The 17,883-nt window shown below is 42.4% G+C and carries 16 protein-coding genes, 1 pseudogene and 1 riboswitch; of the genes and pseudogenes, 4 read left to right on the top strand and 13 right to left on the bottom strand.

Annotated elements, in window-relative coordinates; all coding sequences use genetic code 11:
- Nucleotides 1–43: 43 nt before the first annotated feature.
- A complete protein-coding gene (locus A9260_RS12880; RefSeq protein WP_068699577.1) occupies nucleotides 44–2,212 on the bottom strand; it encodes a malate synthase G in 2,169 nt (722 codons plus the stop codon).
- Between the two features lie 231 nt (nucleotides 2,213–2,443).
- Between A9260_RS12880 and A9260_RS12890 the strand changes: the two genes are divergently transcribed.
- Nucleotides 2,444–4,045 carry a DUF3612 domain-containing protein gene (locus tag A9260_RS12890; RefSeq protein ID WP_082957028.1) on the top strand — a complete coding sequence of 534 codons (1,602 nt, stop codon included), beginning with the start codon at nucleotides 2,444–2,446 and terminating at the stop codon, nucleotides 4,043–4,045.
- Between the two features lie 83 nt (nucleotides 4,046–4,128).
- Here the strand turns inward: A9260_RS12890 and A9260_RS12895 are convergent, their stop codons facing one another.
- The 9 genes from A9260_RS12895 to thiD all read right to left on the bottom strand — a co-directional run bounded on the left by A9260_RS12895 (nucleotide 4,129) and on the right by thiD (nucleotide 11,834).
- On the bottom strand, nucleotides 4,129–5,193 hold the full coding sequence (locus tag A9260_RS12895; protein WP_068699586.1) for a RelA/SpoT domain-containing protein: 1,065 nt from the start codon (nucleotides 5,191–5,193) through the stop codon (nucleotides 4,129–4,131).
- Nucleotides 5,194–5,333: 140 nt separating this feature from the next.
- A complete protein-coding gene (gene thiE, locus A9260_RS12900; protein ID WP_068699588.1) occupies nucleotides 5,334–5,951 on the bottom strand; it encodes a thiamine phosphate synthase in 618 nt (205 codons plus the stop codon).
- Nucleotides 5,952–5,965: 14 nt separating this feature from the next.
- The gene (gene thiM, locus A9260_RS12905; protein ID WP_068699746.1) at nucleotides 5,966–6,757 is read right to left on the bottom strand and encodes a hydroxyethylthiazole kinase; all 792 of its coding nucleotides are present in this window, start codon (nucleotides 6,755–6,757) and stop codon (nucleotides 5,966–5,968) included.
- Between the two features lie 14 nt (nucleotides 6,758–6,771).
- Nucleotides 6,772–7,443 carry a thiaminase II gene (gene tenA, locus A9260_RS12910; protein WP_068699590.1) on the bottom strand — a complete coding sequence of 224 codons (672 nt, stop codon included), beginning with the start codon at nucleotides 7,441–7,443 and terminating at the stop codon, nucleotides 6,772–6,774.
- A 9-nt stretch (nucleotides 7,444–7,452) separates the two neighbouring features.
- On the bottom strand, nucleotides 7,453–8,406 hold the full coding sequence (locus tag A9260_RS12915; RefSeq protein ID WP_068699592.1) for an ABC transporter substrate-binding protein: 954 nt from the start codon (nucleotides 8,404–8,406) through the stop codon (nucleotides 7,453–7,455).
- A 28-nt stretch (nucleotides 8,407–8,434) separates the two neighbouring features.
- The gene (locus tag A9260_RS12920) at nucleotides 8,435–9,403 is read right to left on the bottom strand and encodes an ABC transporter substrate-binding protein (protein WP_068699594.1); all 969 of its coding nucleotides are present in this window, start codon (nucleotides 9,401–9,403) and stop codon (nucleotides 8,435–8,437) included.
- A 32-nt stretch (nucleotides 9,404–9,435) separates the two neighbouring features.
- Nucleotides 9,436–10,188, bottom strand: coding sequence for an ABC transporter permease (locus A9260_RS12925; protein WP_306763861.1), 753 nt, complete (start codon nucleotides 10,186–10,188; stop codon nucleotides 9,436–9,438).
- 34 nt (nucleotides 10,189–10,222) lie between these two features.
- Entirely contained in the window at nucleotides 10,223–11,005 is a 783-nt protein-coding gene (locus tag A9260_RS12930) for an ABC transporter ATP-binding protein (protein ID WP_068699598.1), read from the bottom strand.
- A 7-nt stretch (nucleotides 11,006–11,012) separates the two neighbouring features.
- On the bottom strand, nucleotides 11,013–11,834 hold the full coding sequence (gene thiD, locus A9260_RS12935) for a bifunctional hydroxymethylpyrimidine kinase/phosphomethylpyrimidine kinase (protein WP_068699600.1): 822 nt from the start codon (nucleotides 11,832–11,834) through the stop codon (nucleotides 11,013–11,015).
- Nucleotides 11,835–11,895: 61 nt separating this feature from the next.
- Nucleotides 11,896–11,993: riboswitch (TPP riboswitch) on the bottom strand.
- Nucleotides 11,994–12,469: 476 nt separating this feature from the next.
- Here thiD and A9260_RS12940 point away from each other — a divergent pair.
- Nucleotides 12,470–13,210, top strand: coding sequence for a nitroreductase family protein (locus A9260_RS12940; protein WP_068699602.1), 741 nt, complete (start codon nucleotides 12,470–12,472; stop codon nucleotides 13,208–13,210).
- 93 nt (nucleotides 13,211–13,303) lie between these two features.
- A complete protein-coding gene (locus A9260_RS12945) occupies nucleotides 13,304–14,122 on the top strand; it encodes a LysR family transcriptional regulator (protein ID WP_082957029.1) in 819 nt (272 codons plus the stop codon).
- Between the two features lie 185 nt (nucleotides 14,123–14,307).
- Here A9260_RS12945 and A9260_RS12950 read toward each other — a convergent pair whose 3' ends face one another.
- The 3 genes and pseudogenes from A9260_RS12950 to A9260_RS12960 form a co-directional block, all read right to left on the bottom strand.
- Nucleotides 14,308–15,339 (bottom strand): HlyD family secretion protein, encoded by a 1,032-nt coding sequence (locus A9260_RS12950; protein WP_068699605.1) that lies wholly within the window; start codon nucleotides 15,337–15,339, stop codon nucleotides 14,308–14,310.
- 3 nt (nucleotides 15,340–15,342) lie between these two features.
- On the bottom strand, nucleotides 15,343–15,855 hold the full coding sequence (locus tag A9260_RS12955; RefSeq protein ID WP_068699607.1) for a magnesium transporter: 513 nt from the start codon (nucleotides 15,853–15,855) through the stop codon (nucleotides 15,343–15,345).
- A 254-nt stretch (nucleotides 15,856–16,109) separates the two neighbouring features.
- Nucleotides 16,110–16,949, bottom strand: a pseudogene (locus A9260_RS12960) (polysaccharide lyase family 7 protein); the annotation flags it as partial.
- 443 nt (nucleotides 16,950–17,392) lie between these two features.
- Here A9260_RS12960 and A9260_RS12965 point away from each other — a divergent pair.
- Nucleotides 17,393–17,773, top strand: a complete 381-nt coding sequence (locus A9260_RS12965; protein WP_068699611.1) for a DUF2750 domain-containing protein — start codon at nucleotides 17,393–17,395, stop codon at nucleotides 17,771–17,773.
- Nucleotides 17,774–17,883 lie beyond the last annotated feature (110 nt).

A 17,883-nucleotide genomic window follows, 5' to 3' on the forward strand; every position in this document is an offset into this window, starting at 1 on the left:
CGATAAGTGCTCTGTTAAAAATGTGTGTTAATGCATAGCTAAACTATTGTTTTACTTGCAATCTGTATTGGTGTAATAACGGTTCCGTGTAGCCATTTGGCTGCTCAGCACCTTCAAAAATCAGTGCTTTGGCACATTGAAAGGCATGACTGGTTTGCGTATTCGGTGTCATTGGGTAATAGCCTGATGTTCCCTCATTTTGCGCATCCACTGTGTAAGCCATCTGCTGAAGTACTTGGCAAACTTGCTCAGAGCTGCAAATGTTATGTTTAAGCCAATTAGCAATGTGCTGACTGGAAATACGCAAGGTTGCTCTGTCTTCCATAAGCGCAGTGTTGTTAATATCGGGCACTTTTGAACACCCTACTCCCATCTCAATCCAGCGAACGACATAACCGAGTATTCCTTGAATGTTGTTCTCCAACTCTCGAATAACGTCCTCTTCAGTCAGTTGGTTTTCTTGAGCCATCAATGGGATATTCAACATAGCGCTTTTATAATCTTCGCTATTGGCAGACAGACGTTGCTGCTGTTGCTTCACATCAATTTCTAAATAATGCAGTGCGTGTAGGGTGGCGGCCGTCGGTGAAGGTACCCAGGCTGTTGTTGCACCCGCATGCAGATGAGCGGTTTTTTGCTCCATCATTTGCGCCATCTCATCAGGCATTGCCCACATACCTTTACCAATTTGTGCTTTACCAGAGAAGCCCGAATCTAATCCAATGGATACGTTGTTCTTTTCATAAGCATCAATCCACGTTTGATGTTTAAGCTCTTGTTTCGCAAGGAAAGGGCCAGCTTGCATACTGGTATGAATCTCATCGCCAGTGCGGTCTAAAAATCCAGTGTTAATAAAGAACACTCGTGATTTCGCCGCTCGGATACACTCTTTTAAATTAAGTGAAGTACGACGCTCTTCATCCATAATGCCAATTTTTATCGTGTTCGGCTCAAGGCCTAACATGCACTCAACTCGGTCAAACAATTCACAAGAAAAAGCCACTTCTTGCGGTCCATGCATCTTAGGTTTTACGATGTAAATACTGCCGGTACGGCTGTTTTTCATGCGGCACAGTTCAGGGTTTTTAATTTCAATGGAAGCAATTAAAGCGGTGATGACAGCATCGATGATTCCCTCTGGCGCTTGCTCACCATTGGCCAAAGTGATCAAGTCACTGGTCATCAAATGACCGACATTGCGAATCAACAATAAAGAGCGCCCATGTAGGTTGTAGTCTTCACCACTTCGACCGGTATAGGTTTTGTCACCCTCTAAGCGTCGGATCTGAGTGAGCCCATTTTTCTCAAATGAGGCATGTAGCGAACCTGTCATCAGACCAAGCCAGTTTCGATAAGCATCAATTTTGTCGTCACCATCAACCGCAGCGATAGAGTCTTCCAAGTCCATAATGGTCGACAGCGCTGATTCGATATTAATGTCGTCAATATGCGCCAGATCGTGCTTACCGATTTTTCCTTGGCGATTAATAATGATCTCAACGTGTAAACCATTGTTTTTTAGCAAGATAGAAGTAGGTTCACGCTCGGGATCGCTCGCGCCTACAAACTGACATGGACGCTTCAAACCGGTGTGTGTCCCGTCAGGGAAGTAAGCCAATAAACTATTGAAGTAAATAGTGTAACTTTCTACGTCGTGATGAGAGCCTTGGTCTAACGGGAATACACGGTCTAAAAAGTCTTTAGCGTAAGCAATAACGTGCTTGCCTCGCGCCGGATTGTATTTCTTACCCGCTTTCATGCCCGGTTCAGTTTGTGCGATGACATCGGTTCCATATAAAGCGTCGTATAAACTTCCCCAACGAGCATTGGCCGCATTTAAAGCAAAGCGCGCATTCTTAATAGGTACAACCAATTGTGGTCCCGAGAGTAACGCGATCTCTTGATCAACATTGTCAGTTTCAATGCAGAAGTCATCCCCTTCTTCTTGTAAGTAACCAATCTGGGTTAAAAAACTGCGATACTGCTGTGCACTGAATGAGCGATGACTGTCATGAAATTGATTTATCTTGGCTTGCATTGCACTACGCTCAGCAAGCAAGGCTTGGTTTATTGGCGTAAGCTCTGTTACTAGCTGAGTAAAATCATCCCAAAATTTATCCACATCTAAACCAACAAGTGGCAGCACTTCAGTATTGATAAACTGGCAAAAGCTTTGTTGTATCTGGCATTCCTTAGTCATTGGTAAATTCATGGCATCATTCCTCATGCTTGTCTTTGAATTAATGGTCATTGAAGTGCTTGTAAGTTGTACTATTTACCTGGTATCTGCTGCGTTCTGTAATCGCTATATCAAGTTTTCATTTGGCAAAGATAAAAGCTCAATCTGTTACCGCTATCGAATTTCTTCTCTCTACATTTTTACTTTAACCAAAATTTAACTAGAATTTCACAAATAGAATTACACAGTGTAAATTTTACAAATATGAAGACACAGACTCGCTTATTTAGACAATCGCATTTTCTTGGAACCAAAATCCGTAATTTGCGTAAACGAAATCACCTCACTCTTGAGGATCTTTCATCGCGCTGCGTGAAACTCAATGCCGAGTCAGCCCCGTCTGTGTCATACCTTTCTATGATTGAAAGAGGCAAACGAGTCCCTAGCGAGGATATGCTTGAAGTGATTGCCAGCGTCTTTCAAAAACCGGTTAATTGGTTTTTAGACGACACTAATGAGCAAAGTGAATTGGTGCCAGAAAAAGGCGCACGCGGCGGAATAACAGGGATGGCACTTGAGCCTAGCTTTTTGTTTTCTAAAGAAATATTGCAGATTGCCATTCCAGAAATGCTGGCGCAAACCGGCACCACAGGTCGCCAGTTTGCCCATTTATTAATTCGTGCTCATCAAGAGCACAATCAAAATCATTTTCCTGATTTAGAGCGCGCCGCCGAAGAAATCGGTCAAAAGAGAATGCCACTGGCTGTGGACGATCTTTTAGAGATCTGCTCCGATATCGGCTTAAAAGTAAAATGGTTCAAAGCACTGCCGCAAAGCATCACCGAAGAAAATGGCGAAGAAAAACAGCGCGTCGTTCGCTCTTATTTTGAAGCACCTAACCTACTTCACATCAACAGTATTTTGAAAAAAGATCCAATTCGTCTTAAATATGATCTGGCGGTCAATATCGGGCACATGGTGCTTCATCACGGTGACGGTGAAAAAAGTAAGCTGATGTCTGACAGTAAACCAAGCTACGGAGTGCGCGATGAGAAACTAGAGTCGAGTTCTGCAGAGCTTGATTCCACTAAAATACTGCATGCGTGGCGCGATTTTGAATGTTCCTTTTTTGCCGGCGCGCTACTGTGCCCTAAAGTACCTTTTAGACAATTATTAGACCGCAGCGGATACGATATTAGTGTGTGCAAATTAGCGGGCGTGTCCGAGTCAATTGCCATGCGCCGCATGACCGCAGTCTCACCTTATCCACACTGGCACTATTTTGATGCTTATCATCCTGGGACATTAAAAGCGGTTTACCGAGGCAATGGCATCCCTTTGCCTTGGGGCAACATGAAGATGGTAGAAGACCCGTGTCAGCATTGGTCTGTATTTCGCATGACCACCAAAGATAAAGACTTTAACGTTAGCGTGGCGCAAATTTCAATATTGATGCAAAACGATGTACCACATATCTACTGCTGTGAATCGGTAAAAGTAAAAGATTTTGCAGGTAACTCGCACGTATTATGCAGCGGCGTCGATCTTAACCCTGCGATTCAAGCGCAAGGATTTGATGCCATCGATGTGGCGCAAAGACTGAAACAATCCTGTATTGAAAATGGCGGCACGGGCCCAATACCAAACGATATTAAAGAGCTGCTACTTACCGTCGGGCGAATTTTAAATATCAATTGGATTGAAAGAGGAATGGATAATCGAGCTAGATTAATCTGCTCCAGAGGCTCAGTATGCCCCCGCCAACCGCAGTGCAAGAGACGTGCTGATAAAGAGAATAAGAGTGAAGATATTTTGAAACATCAAGTGGTAATCACGCATTCACCACTTCCTACAGATTTAACATGATGAAGCCTGAGTATTTCTAAAATAAGCGCAATAGTGAAATTAAAGCCAGATTTAAACATATTTAACTGATCGTGTAATAAGCTTTAAGACAGCAATATACGGCTAAATTCAGAAAGAAATTCCGAAGTATCAATTATGTAGTTTGGATACGCTTTTTCAATGGATTTTAAATCACTTCCGGCGACTAAAAGCACATTGACAGTAGCGTCTCGCTCTAACTCTGCGTAACGTTGTATCGCTGCCTCTTTTTTACTTGCAGAATACAAGAAAGCATTGCCATTCAGAGCTTCATTGTCATATATAAGTAATGTATAACCAGAACTTTTTGACTTATCTTTTATTTCGTCCATCGTAAATGCACGGTTAAAAGCATCAAGCTTATGATAAGCAGAAAGAAGAGAGTTCAACTCCGTTAGTTCAGTCTTATAAGCTTGTTTTTGTTCGTCTGAGATATCCCATGAACCGTCTTTTTCGGCAAGAAATTCTCCCATAATCACAAATAACCTCTTCCAACTTGAACTGGCAGCTTGAGGGTTAGTTTTGAGGGTTTCTTTTTCAATAATATCAATAACTTCAACTGTGGTTGCCCATAAATGTTGAAGTCTGGTTCTTAATTGCACTTCTATTTGAAAGCCTTTCCACTCATGCTTATCCACATTTGCATAACTTTTATAAACACGGTGAATACCTCGATAGCCTGTTGCTTTTGGGCAAGTGATATAATCATAGATCTTAACACCATGCACTGTACGGCTAGAGTCTAAGCTATTACTAAGTCGTTCAAGACCATCAAGAGTATCAACGATTACCCGGCAACCACCAATATCATGCATTCGTTTTAAACTCATAGCGTCATCAAAGTTACCATCTGATGACTTTCTTTGAAGCTTATCAATTATGATTGGTAAGCGCTTTAATCGCCTTACAGCTATAACAGATTCGAATAAATCCAACTTGCGGATATGTTTCAAAACTAAGTTGTTTATGATTTGTGAAGGGTATATGTGTGCTGCACGAAAATTTTGGATTACTTCAACGGCATGTTCATAGTCGCCTTCTTTCTTACGAATAACACGACCCGCTTTTTCTACTTGCTTCCTCGAAAAAATCAATTGTTGCTTTGTTTTTTCGTAGCTTTCGTTAACCATTGAAGTACATAATATCCGTGCATATTTGAACAATATATATTACTACTTGAACTAAAATAAAGCTAACCTCATCATTGTTCAAATTAAAACCATGATAGTTAAATCAATAAAACTCTTTCCCTCAGAATCAATGTCTAATACTAAGCGCGCATCTTCAGCAATAATTGCTCGCTAGCAACCTTGGGATCATCTGCTGCAGAAATTGCCGATACTAATGCAATGCCGTCTACGCCTGTACTGACAACGTGGTGAATATTGCTGTCATTTATGCCGCCTATTGCCACTAAAGGTTTAGCGGAGATTTGCACCGCTTGAGTTAAACCCTCAATACCCCAATGCTTAATGGTGTTGCTCTTAGTTGCGGTTACAAAAATAGCGCTGACGCCTAAATAGTCGACGGGTAAGGCTTGTGCGATAAGTAACTGCTGTTCACTTTCAACCGATAGACCTAGGATTTTGTCCTGACCAAGCAGACGACGCGCATCTTCAACAGGCATATCCGACTGACCCAAATGAACTCCACATGCATCTACTGCCAACGCAACGTCAACTCGATCATTAATAATGAGAGGGACGCCGGTGCCTTGCATGACTTTTTTGACCGCTCGCGCTCTGGCAATAAACGCTCGTACATCACCGTGTTTTTCACGGATTTGCACCATAGTGACGCCACCAGCAATGGCTTGTTTTACCACGCGACACAAAATATCAATGTCTTGCTGATCGTCGGTCACAAAGTAGAGTTCATAAGGGTTCATAGTCTTTAATCCAATTAAACTGTGGTCAGTTTTAAACGCGCTAACACGGTATCAGCATCAAGCTGATATAACGTGTCCAACAAGTTCATCTGCAATGAACCAGGGCCTGCTGATTTCTCTGCCGCAATTTCCCCAGCAACGCCAAGAATCGCGGTTGCTGCAACGCCGGTGACTTCACCAATGGCCGCAAATGCGCCAGTAATAGCGGTATGAGAACAGCCCATGCCAGTGACATACGGCATCATCTCATGACCGTTATCGAGCTTATAGGTCGCATCAGCGGTGACAACATAATCACTCGCACCAGAGATCACGACATTTGCGCCGTATTGCTCCACACAATATTTTGCAGCGGTAACCGCAGAATCACTGCTATCAAGCGCATCAACGCCTTTTGATTGAGCCTCCTCTCCTGCAAGAGCGATAATTTCAGAAGCATTACCGCGAATGATCAGCTTATCGGCTTGCTCTGCAATTTGACGAGAAACTTCAGTACGCAATGTGCTTGCACCGCAACCAACAGGATCAAGGATAACGGTTTTTCCATTGATGTTCGCTTGCTCTACCGCAAACAACATACGCGGGATCCACACACTATCTAATGTGCCAATATTAATTACTAAACTGCCAGCAAAGCCCATCATTTCAGACATTTCTTGGGCAGAATGCGCCATAATGGGTGATGCGCCAATGGACAATAATGCGTTGGCGGTATTGTTCATCACCACATAGTTAGTGATGTTCACCACTAGCGGTTTATTGTCACGAAGCGTTTGCAAGCTTGCCACGATTTGCTTGTTATCCATCATTTATAACTACCTTATTTCTGTTTTACCGCGTTGTAGCCCTGCTCCCAAAACGCAATTTCCATGCGGGTTGCCGTTCTAAACACTTCGATTAATTGTTTGGCTCTCGCGCTATTATCAGGAATATCCGCAATAAGTTGGTCAAGATTTTCAATACACGATACAACACTGTCTTGAAACTCTGCACTGGCGTACATTTCTAGCCAGCTTTGGTAAGGATTGCCTTCCAATACGGTTGTATCACGCTTGGCAAGATTATCACCAATCACGCCATAACCAATGGCGCATGGCGCTAGAGCAACATAAAGATCAACCAAATCCCCTGCGCTACCGGTGTCTAATACATAGCGAGTGTAAGCAACGGTGCCAAAATCTTCGGTTTCCGCTTCCATCTCTTGCTCGCTAATGCCCCACTTTTGACAAAACTCAATGTGGTGACCAATTTCAGAATCCAGCAAATTATGCAGACTAGGCAGTGCACTGCGCATCTGAGCAAGATTCTTTGCTTTATAAATAGCCAGCGCATAAGCACGGGTGTATTGCTTCAAGAATAAAAAATCTTGTTTTAAATAATGCAAAAACACTTCGTGTTGCAGTGTTCCATCGGCCAATTGATGCACAAAGTCATGCTCAATATAACCTTGCCACTCTTGCTGACAAGCTTGAATAAGTTGCTGGGTATTCATGATATTACCTTAAAACGTTGGCAGGTATTTAGCGCTATTAGGCACGCTATTAATGATTTTATTATCAAACATAAACTGGGCGTAATTATCATAACGCTGGCGATCAACCGCAGCTGGGCGCAGTGCAAAACGGGTCAATGTATCTTCCCATGCACGGCGGTTTAATTCGTTATCTAGCGTGTCTGGGTTATACGCAACAAATTCTTTCCATGCCTGCTGTGGATGGTTGACAATGTATTGCGTTGCAAGCTCAATAGCTGAGTTAAAACGCTTTAATGCTTCAGCATCATAGCTATTGGCATTGGCGACAAACACAAGTTCATCATAAGCAGGAACGCCATGCTCTTCAGGGAAAAACGCTTTCGCTTTAAAGCCTTCTAATGCCAATTGATTGGTTTCAAAATTACGTAATCCACCCCAAATAGCGTCTACTTTTCCCGATGCTACCGATGAAGAAAGCGCCCAACCTACATTGATGATTTCAACATCAGAGAACTTAAGCCCTGCCGAGCGAAGCATGGTACCGATAGTCGCATCTTCATTGCCCGCAATAGCAATACCGACTTTCTTACCTTTAAGATCTTTCAGTGAGTTAATCTTGCCATTATCAATCACCATTAACGTATTCAGTGGCGTTGAAATAAGCGTACCACTGCGAATCAAAGGCAGACCTGCTGCCACATCAATGGTTAGCGTAGGCTGATAAGAGACCGCCAAATCAATTTTATTGGCTGCCACCAATTTTGCCGGAACGCTTGGGTCTGCAGGTTCTTGAATGTTGATTTTTAGACCTTGCGCTTTAAATAATCCGCGCTCTTGGGCGATGACAATTGGGCCATGGTTTGGGTTAACAAACCAATCTAACATTAAGGTCAACTCTGTCTCTTTAGCCTGTGCAAATGGGCTAAGTAATAATGGCGCTGCGGCAAGTATTGCAACTAGCTTTGATGTAAATCGTTTCATGGGGCTTCCTTGTTCCTCTAGTGAAAATCTAAAAATCAATTAAGTAACTATTGCTATCAGGGATTGTTGAAATAATTTTCAAGTCGTACATAAACTGACTATAATCATCATAACGCTGCTTATTTACCGCCGACGGACGCAATGCAAATCGCGTTAATGTGTCTAACCACGCTCGGTGGTTAAGCTCGTTATTTAATGTATCGGGGTTATAAGCAATGAACTCTTTCCATGCTTGTTCTGGATGATTAACAATGTATTGCGTCGCAAGCTCCAACGCCTTATTAAAGCGTTGAATTGCATCTTTATCGTAGTGTTTAGCATTGGCGACAAACATCAACTCATCATAAGGAGGAATGCCGTGCTCTTCTGGGAAAAAGCTTTTTGATTTAAAGCCTTCTAGATCTAACTGATGGGATTCAAAGTTACGCATTCCGCCCCAAATCGCATCCACTCGCCCAGAGGCCAGGGATGAAGACAACGCCCAGCCGACATTGACAATTTTAATGTCTGAATAATCGACATTTTCATTGCTCAGCATTTTGCCAATGATGGCTTCATCACTGCCCGATACTGATACGCCAACGGTTTTGCCTTTAAGATCCGACAAACTGTTGATCTTGCCGTTATCTAATACGGTTAATGTGTTTAATGGCGTTGCTAGTAATGTGCCGCTCCACACCAAAGGTAAGCCTGAAGCAACATCAATCAAAAATGATGGCTGATAAGAAATAGCTAAATCGACTTGATTGGCCGCAACTAGTTTAGACGGCACGCTAGGATCCGCAGGCTCTTGAATTGTGACTTTTAGACCTTGCGCCTTAAAAAAACCGCGCTCTTGCGCAATCACAATTGGGCCATGGTTTGGGTTAACAAACCAATCTAACATCAAGGTTAATTCTTTCTCTTTTGCAAAGCTTGCTGTACTAAATAGCAGCGAACTACACAGTATGGCCGCGCTGGATAACAACGTGGTCAGTTTCTTTTTATATAAACGCATGTCTCTTCCTTAATGACATCAAAAAATGGCAGTTAATCAAACTGCCACGGGATAAATTTATTGAGTAACCTGTCGGTAATGAAATACAAAGTGACCGAGATAAGAGCCAGAATAAATAGCGCGGCAAACATCTCATCAATCATCATACGGGCGTTGGCTTGCAACATTAAATAGCCAAGGCCGGCACTTGAACCCACCCACTCTCCGACAACTGCGCCAATAGGTGCAACCACCACCGCCACACGAATACCAGAAGCTAATGCGGGCATGGCTGCTGGCAATCTGACTTGGGTTAATTGCTGCCAGCGCGTCGCGCCCATGGTTTTACTCAGATCAAGATAACCTTTAGGCGTATTTCGCAAACCGTCATAACAGCAGGTTGTAACAGGGAAAAAGATGATCAGCGCGGCCATCACCACTTTTGAGGCAATGCCATAGCCAAACCAAAGCATCAAAATCGGCGCAATGGCAAAAACAGGAATTGCTTGAGAAGCAATCAATATCGGTAATAACCAACGGCGCAACGGTTCAAATAGCAGCATTTGCAATGCAAACATCAGCCCCATGCTTAAACCAAACAGTAAACCCAATACGATTTCTTGAGAGGTAACAATGGTATGCTGCAGCAATACATCACTGCGACTGCCAAGACGTTCAAAAACGGCGATAGGCTCGGGCAAAATGAAGCTTGGCAAGTCAAAAAACATCACCGTTGCCTGCCATAGACCCAGCACAACCAAACAAGACACAATCAAACGAAACACATGGGAACCATTGGCTTTCATGCGAGCCGTTAACCCTTGCTGAACCACTACTTGATTACTCATCTCGGCCTCCAAGTTGCTCAATAATATGCTGTTGCAGATTCGCCATTTGCGCATCAATAAGACGTGGCGTTACACCATCAGGAATGGGCACCGTTTCGATAGCCATCGGCTCAGATTGCATTAGGTAGATGCGATCACTTAAGCGCAACGCTTCTTGAGGGTCGTGAGTAATGAGCACCACCGTTTTACCTTCAAGCATTTTACAGGCCAAGTCTTGCAGGCGATAACGTGTTACTGCGTCTAGAGCAGAGAAGGGTTCGTCCATTAAGACCACTGGTTTATCTTGCATCAGCGTACGAGCCAGCGCCACTCGCTGCCTCATGCCGCCAGAGAGTTGCCTTGGAGATGCGCCCTCCTGTCCTGATAAACCCAGTTTTTCAAGCAGCGCCATCGCTTGTACTCGGCGATCGCTAAGTTGCTGCTTACTTAATTTTTTATGACTGAACCGGTCACTAAAACAGACGTTATCAAGCACACTAAGCCATGGCATTAACAAGTCTTGTTGCGCCATATAGGCAATAGAATCTGAAAGCTTATCTGGGAAACTGCTGTGGATTTGCCCCTGCCATTGTACGTTCTCCGGTAAAAGACCGGCCAACAGGCGCAATAAACTGGTTTTCCCACAGCCACTTTTACCCAGCACACTGCTCCAACTTCCTTTAGCAAATGAAAGGTTCAGCTGCTTAAACAAAGGCGAAGATGCATCAGAAAACTGTAAGTCGCCGTTTTCAATGGCAATGCCTTGAAACTGCTGGGGTGATTGCTTGTTTGGCATTACAGACTTACTTATTATTTAAAGCGAAAAAGTGATGTACAGGGCCGTGACCCTGACCGACATTCAGCTCATCAGCGTGAGCGATCGCCTTGGAGATATAGTCTTTGCCTAACGCTACAGATTCACTTAGTGAGCCTGTTTGCGCCATAAAGGAGGCAATTGCCGATGACAGCGTACAACCCGTGCCATGGGTATTTTGCGTATTGACACGTTGAACCGTAAAAGTTTGCACGTCATCAGGGGTAATCAATAAGTCGGTACTGGTGGCTTCACTTTCTAAATGCCCGCCTTTCAGAAGTACCGCTTGGCAATCTAAGCCGCGCAAATCTTCTATCATGGCATTCATTTGTGATTCTGTTGTGGGTAAGGCTTGGCCAAGTAAGGTGGCCGCTTCTGGTAGATTTGGCGTTATCACATCCGCTAAAGGAAGCAATTCTGTTTTTAGGGTTTCAATGGCAGATTGTTGTAATAATAGATCGCCACTGGTGGCAACCATAACAGGATCGACAACAAGATAACGAGGTTGATATTGTTTGAGTTTTTTAACCACAGCCTGAATGAGAGAAGCTTCTGCTAGCATGCCAACTTTGACGGCAATAACATCAAGATCGGTAAATACAGCGTCAAGTTGCTGTTCAATAAACTCAGCTGAAATAGGCAGAATGCCCGTCACACCTTGGGTATTTTGCGCCGTTAATGCCGTAATAACAGAACAAGCATAACTTCCAGTGGCTGAGATGGCTTTAATGTCGGCCTGGATACCCGCACCACCACCGCTATCCGATCCGGCAATAGTTAAGACAATGGAGCTTTTATTTGATTGAGACACAGACACTTCCTTTTCGCTCGACGAACGAAACCAATGCCTATAAGCCAAGAAAGTTCTGTAGCATGCAGGGCGATTAGTTCCCTACGCCAGCATTAACTGAATCAGGTTCAACGGGTTCACGGTAGTGATCTCAGCCTATTGGCTCCCCGACTAATACGATGTGGCGATACTAACAGAGTCATTATATTGATGAAACTAGAAATCGATAAATCTCCGACTCTTGGCATGAAATAGTCAATGTTGGTATAGATAATAGTGGTTTCTTTATCAAATAGGTTATTCGATATGCTCTATCACCGTCATCAGTATCCCATAATTAAGGTGCGGTCGAATTGATTGTAGATGGATTGCTATAAGATGACTGGTTAGAGGAAATATCATCGGCTTTTGCGGAAAAAGCGTAAACACAGACCAAAATACAAAGGATAATATGCTTCATTTATTACACCAAGTTCACCATTAGAGTTTATAAACAAAGTGTATTTATAACGAGCAACATTCGAAAATGAATTAGAGCAATACCCGATATTTGTTTCGGTAATACAGCCCTTTCTCCGCGCCAAACTATCAAACTAGTTGTCTGATACTAAACAACATGTTAGAAATCTTGCATCCTTTGTTCATGCACAGTTCCTATGTCACTATCTAGCCCAAACACTAACTCTTTTAGCCACTTGATCCACTCTCGACGCTCTGTTCGTAAATATGATCAAACCACTGACTTTAATCATGACATTGTGAAAAAAGCGCTCGATCTAACCGTATTAAGCCCTAACAGCAGTAATATGCAGTTATGGGAGTTTCATCGAGTGATTAGCCAACACAAAAAAGATCAATTAGCCGTACTGTGTATGGGACAAAATGCAGCAACAACAGCGAATGAATTAGTGGTGTTTGTGACAACGCCAGATAAGTGGAAGTCGCGCGCTAAAACCAATGCCGCCCATGTAAGAGAGAGCTTTGCAAAACGTACTGTCGATGATATTGCCAAACGCGCAACCAAATACTACGAAAAACTCATTCCTTTTATCTACAGCAATGATTCATTAGGCATCAAAGGACGTTTGCGCAAAATATTAGTCACTTGCCTTGGTATCAAAAAGCCGATGTTTAGAGAGGTCACCAAACAAGATCTCAGAGTTTGCCTACATAAAAGCACATCCCTTGCCGCAATGACGTTTATGCTAGCAATTCGAGAACAAGGTTACGACACTTGCCCTATGGAAGGCTTTGATTCTGCACGCGCTAAAAAACTGCTTGGTTTAGGCAAAAATGATGAAATCACTATGATCGTCAGTGTCGGAAAAGGAACCGAAGAAGGTATTTACGGTCAGCGTCACCGCGTTGCGACTGAAGAGGTAATATTTTGCCACTAAGGCAAAATTAGCCGACAAGTTTCATATATAAACTTATTGATTTTGTTGAATTTTTGCTACTCTATATTTTAAAGGATATAGATTGGCAAACGGATGAGAATTACAGACTTAAACTCACTGCACGTTTTTTTGACGTTAATGCAAACTCACTCAACGCAACGTGCAGCAAAAAAACTAGGGCGTTCACAGTCCTATATTTCCAAAGTGCTAGCCCAACTTCGTGAAGAATTAGACGATCCGCTATTTACTCGAAGCGCTGAAGGGCTGTCTCCTACTTCTTATGCTTTAAGTATTCAGCCCAAATTACACAATGCACTCGAGCAAATATCCCATTCTTTAGAGCCTGAACAGTTCTCACCTAAAAATGTTGATCGCATTGTGTTGCATGTACTTGAACCTATGTTAATTCGCTTTGGCAAACGCATTATTAAGCAAATTCGACTCGAAACCGACGCCATTATAGAGATGCGTAATTGGACTAAATTATCTGAAGGGATGATTTTGGATGAAGAAGTCGATATGGGCATCCATATATTAAGTGACAAGCCACAAACATTATCACAAAAGAAACTGTATGCCGGATCTGGCGTGGTCATGGGCAATAAACAGGGGGAATACATCAAATACATTGCCTCTGGTGTTAACGATTATGAAAACCGCTTTCAAAGAGCCTTGCCTGATGTAGAAGCCACTCTTTTTGTTGATAATTATATGTTGATGACCAGTCTTATGGATGTTGCCTACACCATGCGCCATGAAGCCTACCAAGTTGACTCTGACATACCTGATCTTGGTATTGATACCGCGACAATACAAAAAGCGTCAAAGCGTAAATCACCTAAAAACATCTGGCTGGTTAACCTTATCGAAAAATGTGTTTTCGAGGAGTTGAAATCCAACGCGACAGTGTAATAACAATGCAGTACCGCGCCAATTAATGAGTTTTCGGTCAATCAAAAAACATCAAAGCCCAATCATCAATGGCTAACTCACGTTAGATTTTGCTGATTGGGCTTTGTTATTGATTATTGCTATGTATTAGTAGTTATGTATTAGTGATTATAACTTAAGACGATAGCTCAAATTTAAACGCTCACTTAAATTGCTGACAAATAAGCTTTATAGGCTTTCAAGCGAACAGTCGCAGCACCAATGATATCCATAAAACCTAACATTGGGTGTGGTTTATCAGCGGAGACCCAGCCAGAGCCGGTAGAGCCAATTGGGATGTTATACCCTTCTGGTTCGTTAAATTCGATAACGATAGTACGGCCATGATTATTGGTATTGTTTCCCACATGCTGTCTTACATGCTGACTACCTTGACGAATCTGAACTTGAGCCTCACCGGTACCGGTGGTCACACTGTGTACACGTCCTCTAAAGATCTCTCCAGGAAAAGCATCCACATAAAACTCGGCAAATTGACCAATTTTAATGCCACGATAACTTTGCTCAGGAATGCGCATTTCAACGAATTTTTTATCCGTAGAATATAGATGCATGTTACCGGTGCGAGTACCGTTGGTAATATTGGTAATCGACAATTGTCCATCAAAAGGCGCTCGAACTTCTCGGCGATCATTTTGCCATTCTGCCGTTGCCATCTGAGCTTCAATGTTCATTATTTGTGCGTGAGCTGCCGCAATTTTAGCTTCAGCCGTTTCAATTTGCGTACGAGTATCATCTCGTTCAGATTCTTGTGCAAAATCCTTTAATTTTTCTAAACGGCCTAGTGTTCGCTGATCATTTTTTTGTTGATGCCTTAAAGAAAGGATCTCCGCTTCACTGGCTTTTTTCTGTGCTTGTAAGCTTTCTATTTGTGACTCGGTATCTTCCGAGCGAAGGGTATAAATCAAATCACCCTTTTTCACTACCTGGTTATGTGTGACATAGACTTCATCCACTTCTTGACCAAATAGTGGACTTAGCACTGCATGCGGCGCTTTAACGGTTGTACTGTCTGTCAAATCTGCAGGGGACCAAAAACGGTGCGCTATAAATAGTGACATCGCGATCATTATTCCAGTGCTGATCATGATAGTGGCACTTTTTAGACTCCACTTTACAAAACCAACTTTGACTAAAATCCAGCAAATTAGGATATAAGGCAACATAATCTCTTTCATGACTTACTCCTGTGATGTTTTAGAATTTTTGTTATGCGACAAACCATTACCAATCACTTTTGAGAACGACTCTCCAATTGCATCCCAGCGAGTAAATGCGATGATAATTGCCAAAACCCACCAGGTCTTGTCGATGAATAAACCGCATAACGATAATGCGAAAACAATCTGCGTATGCGCACTCGACATTCTTGATGCTTTATGAACAGCAACCTCATGTAATTGCCACAGTAAGTACAGTACATAGACCACGACAGAGACTGTGACAAAGAAGATAAAACCCATAAAGACTTCAGAATCTAACAATTTGATGATACTCGAATGCCCGTTGCTGAAATATTCAGGAGGTAAATCAGTCCCATGAATACTTCCCATAAATGACAAAGCTATGGATGCTCCGGCAACAATGCCAAAAACAATAGCGGCTTTGAGTAGATATGAGAGAACTAAAGTAATGCTCCTAGCAATTCGTTGTCCTTTGCCATTATTGGCTGGCGGTAAAGATGCAACTGACATTGGTTTTCGCTTCTTGTGATGAATACGACATAGATATTAATAGAATTTATCTATTGTTTAGGAATATGCGTTATTCCTAAATTTCACTGAATGTTATTCACAAAAGCAATAGAAGCGAAGGGAGTTCGATTTATTTCGTTAACTATTGAGTGGGATAAAACATAAATATGAAGTACAAAAAAGCCCTCACATGGTGAGGGCTAATTGGCATTTCCTAACGATAGTATTATCGCTATATCCTAAATAATCTCAGATTAGTGAGTTACTTTTAGGTCGTAGAAAGTTGCTTGAGCGTAATCGTCTGCTTCACCAGATTTGTTTTGGTTGTAAACGCCCGCTTTGAAGAACATGTATTGACCGCCTTCACCGTAGCCACTTTTAGACATATCAACTGTTTTAACGATGTCATCTTTACCGTCACGCATAACCGTTACTGTAAGGTCATTACCAGTAACATTGATGCGGTAGCTGAATTTCTCATTAAGTGCGATACCGTCTGCAGGTTCAGTACCTTTAACATCTTGGTGCCAGTAGTTTGGTAGAGAATCACCAATCATGTTGTGCCAAGTTTCTTTACCGAACTCTTTACGTGGTTCATGAGCGAAGTAAATTGAACCTGTTTTATTTTGAGGCAATTTTCTGTAGTACAAACGAATTGGTTCGTTGTTGTTAGCATGAATTTGACCGATGATCACACGACCAACCTGCCAGTTTTCACCTGTTGTCGTTACGTGGTTAACAGCAAGAGTTGCTTCAAGTGTACCGTCTACACCACCAGCTGCTTTTTGGTCAGCTTTAGGCGCGCTAGAGAATACCCAGTTGTTACCGCCAACACCTTTAGTGTTGAAGTTAGTGTTACCGCGACGCATCATTTCACGTAGTTCTGAACGAGTGTAATGAGTGTTTTTAGATGTTTTAGCACCAGAAATTGGCGCGTTAAACACCATGCCGCCATCTTCAGCTAGGTAGAAAAACTGAGAGTCAGAGTAGCCTTTTGCTAGTTCGTTCTCTTTAATTTGATCTGATTTACCGTTGCCATCTGAATCAACAGGAACACTGATAGACCAACCTTGTAGGTCAAAATTATCTGATGGAGCTTTCTGTGCAGGAGCCTTAGCCGCCGCGTATGCACCAGCACTCATAGTTAATGCAGTTACAAAAGTAGTGATAGCACTAAGAGCTAATCTCTTACCTTTTGAAGTGCTCAATGTTTTAAAGTTCATCATTACGCCTTACTCTTTGTCGTATTGTATTACTTAAAATGTTAACACTTATTCTTATCGTCTCACCTCACCAAATCTGTGAGTAAGATCATATTTCTGCAAAGAATAACGGACGGCACGGGCTCAGTCATTCACCAAGCGAATAATAGCCACTCAAGTCATGCTCACAACATACACACCTAGTTTCTCAACCATCGATATCTATTCAAAATCTTTAGTCACTGCTATTTCGAACTTATAAAAGACATTTTAAACAAATGAGCATAAAAAACGTTATAATACGGACTCTGAAACTACACATTCCAAGGCTTTGAATGAACTCTGCAACTACTCCTAATGTCCCACAAGACCCATCTGAACGTTTTAATCTTTTTTTTAAAGCAGCAGTAACAGACAAAAAAATCTGGCTATTAATAGATGAGCACGGCAGTGTCATGCTCAATACAGAGGATGAAGATTGCGTTCCAGTATGGCCTAGCCAAGAACATGCGCTACAGTGGGCAACCGGTGAATGGGAAGGATTTACCGCAGAGCCTATTTCTCTGGCTAAATGGAAAAGCCGTTGGACACACGGTTTGGAAGATGATGAATTATCTTTAGTTGTTTTCCCCGATCAAGAAGGCGAAGGCATTGTGCTATACCCTGATGAATTTGAACTGGAACTCGTGAAACGTGAATCAAAACTAAACAGATAGTTTTGCATATTATTCCATAAGGCCGAATCTCTATTCGGCCTATTCCCTACTCTATTCTCTTCCTTTTACTGACCTTTCCTCATCTAAAAACACATCATCTTTTCTAAATA

The sequence above is a fragment of the Vibrio sp. UCD-FRSSP16_30 genome, from assembly GCF_001676025.1.
Taxonomy (GTDB): domain Bacteria; phylum Pseudomonadota; class Gammaproteobacteria; order Enterobacterales; family Vibrionaceae; genus Vibrio.

What these genes read in the sequence shown, in the direction of transcription:
- A9260_RS12925 (WP_306763861.1), bottom strand. Translation starts at nt 10,188, where the DNA reads ATGAAAGCCAATGGTTCCCATGTGTTTCGTTTGATTGTGTCTTGTTTG.
- A9260_RS12920 (WP_068699594.1), bottom strand. Translation starts at nt 9,403, where the DNA reads ATGCGTTTATATAAAAAGAAACTGACCACGTTGTTATCCAGCGCGGCC.
- A9260_RS12930 (WP_068699598.1), bottom strand. Translation starts at nt 11,005, where the DNA reads ATGCCAAACAAGCAATCACCCCAGCAGTTTCAAGGCATTGCCATTGAA.
- thiE (WP_068699588.1), bottom strand. Translation starts at nt 5,951, where the DNA reads ATGAACCCTTATGAACTCTACTTTGTGACCGACGATCAGCAAGACATT.
- A9260_RS12895 (WP_068699586.1), bottom strand. Translation starts at nt 5,193, where the DNA reads ATGGTTAACGAAAGCTACGAAAAAACAAAGCAACAATTGATTTTTTCG.
- A9260_RS12940 (WP_068699602.1), top strand. Translation starts at nt 12,470, where the DNA reads ATGTCACTATCTAGCCCAAACACTAACTCTTTTAGCCACTTGATCCAC.
- A9260_RS12945 (WP_082957029.1), top strand. Translation starts at nt 13,304, where the DNA reads ATGAGAATTACAGACTTAAACTCACTGCACGTTTTTTTGACGTTAATG.
- A9260_RS12915 (WP_068699592.1), bottom strand. Translation starts at nt 8,406, where the DNA reads ATGAAACGATTTACATCAAAGCTAGTTGCAATACTTGCCGCAGCGCCA.
- A9260_RS12950 (WP_068699605.1), bottom strand. Translation starts at nt 15,339, where the DNA reads ATGAAAGAGATTATGTTGCCTTATATCCTAATTTGCTGGATTTTAGTC.
- A9260_RS12880 (WP_068699577.1), bottom strand. Translation starts at nt 2,212, where the DNA reads ATGAATTTACCAATGACTAAGGAATGCCAGATACAACAAAGCTTTTGC.
- A9260_RS12890 (WP_082957028.1), top strand. Translation starts at nt 2,444, where the DNA reads ATGAAGACACAGACTCGCTTATTTAGACAATCGCATTTTCTTGGAACC.
- thiM (WP_068699746.1), bottom strand. Translation starts at nt 6,757, where the DNA reads ATGGATAACAAGCAAATCGTGGCAAGCTTGCAAACGCTTCGTGACAAT.
- A9260_RS12965 (WP_068699611.1), top strand. Translation starts at nt 17,393, where the DNA reads ATGAACTCTGCAACTACTCCTAATGTCCCACAAGACCCATCTGAACGT.
- tenA (WP_068699590.1), bottom strand. Translation starts at nt 7,443, where the DNA reads ATGAATACCCAGCAACTTATTCAAGCTTGTCAGCAAGAGTGGCAAGGT.
- A9260_RS12955 (WP_068699607.1), bottom strand. Translation starts at nt 15,855, where the DNA reads ATGTCAGTTGCATCTTTACCGCCAGCCAATAATGGCAAAGGACAACGA.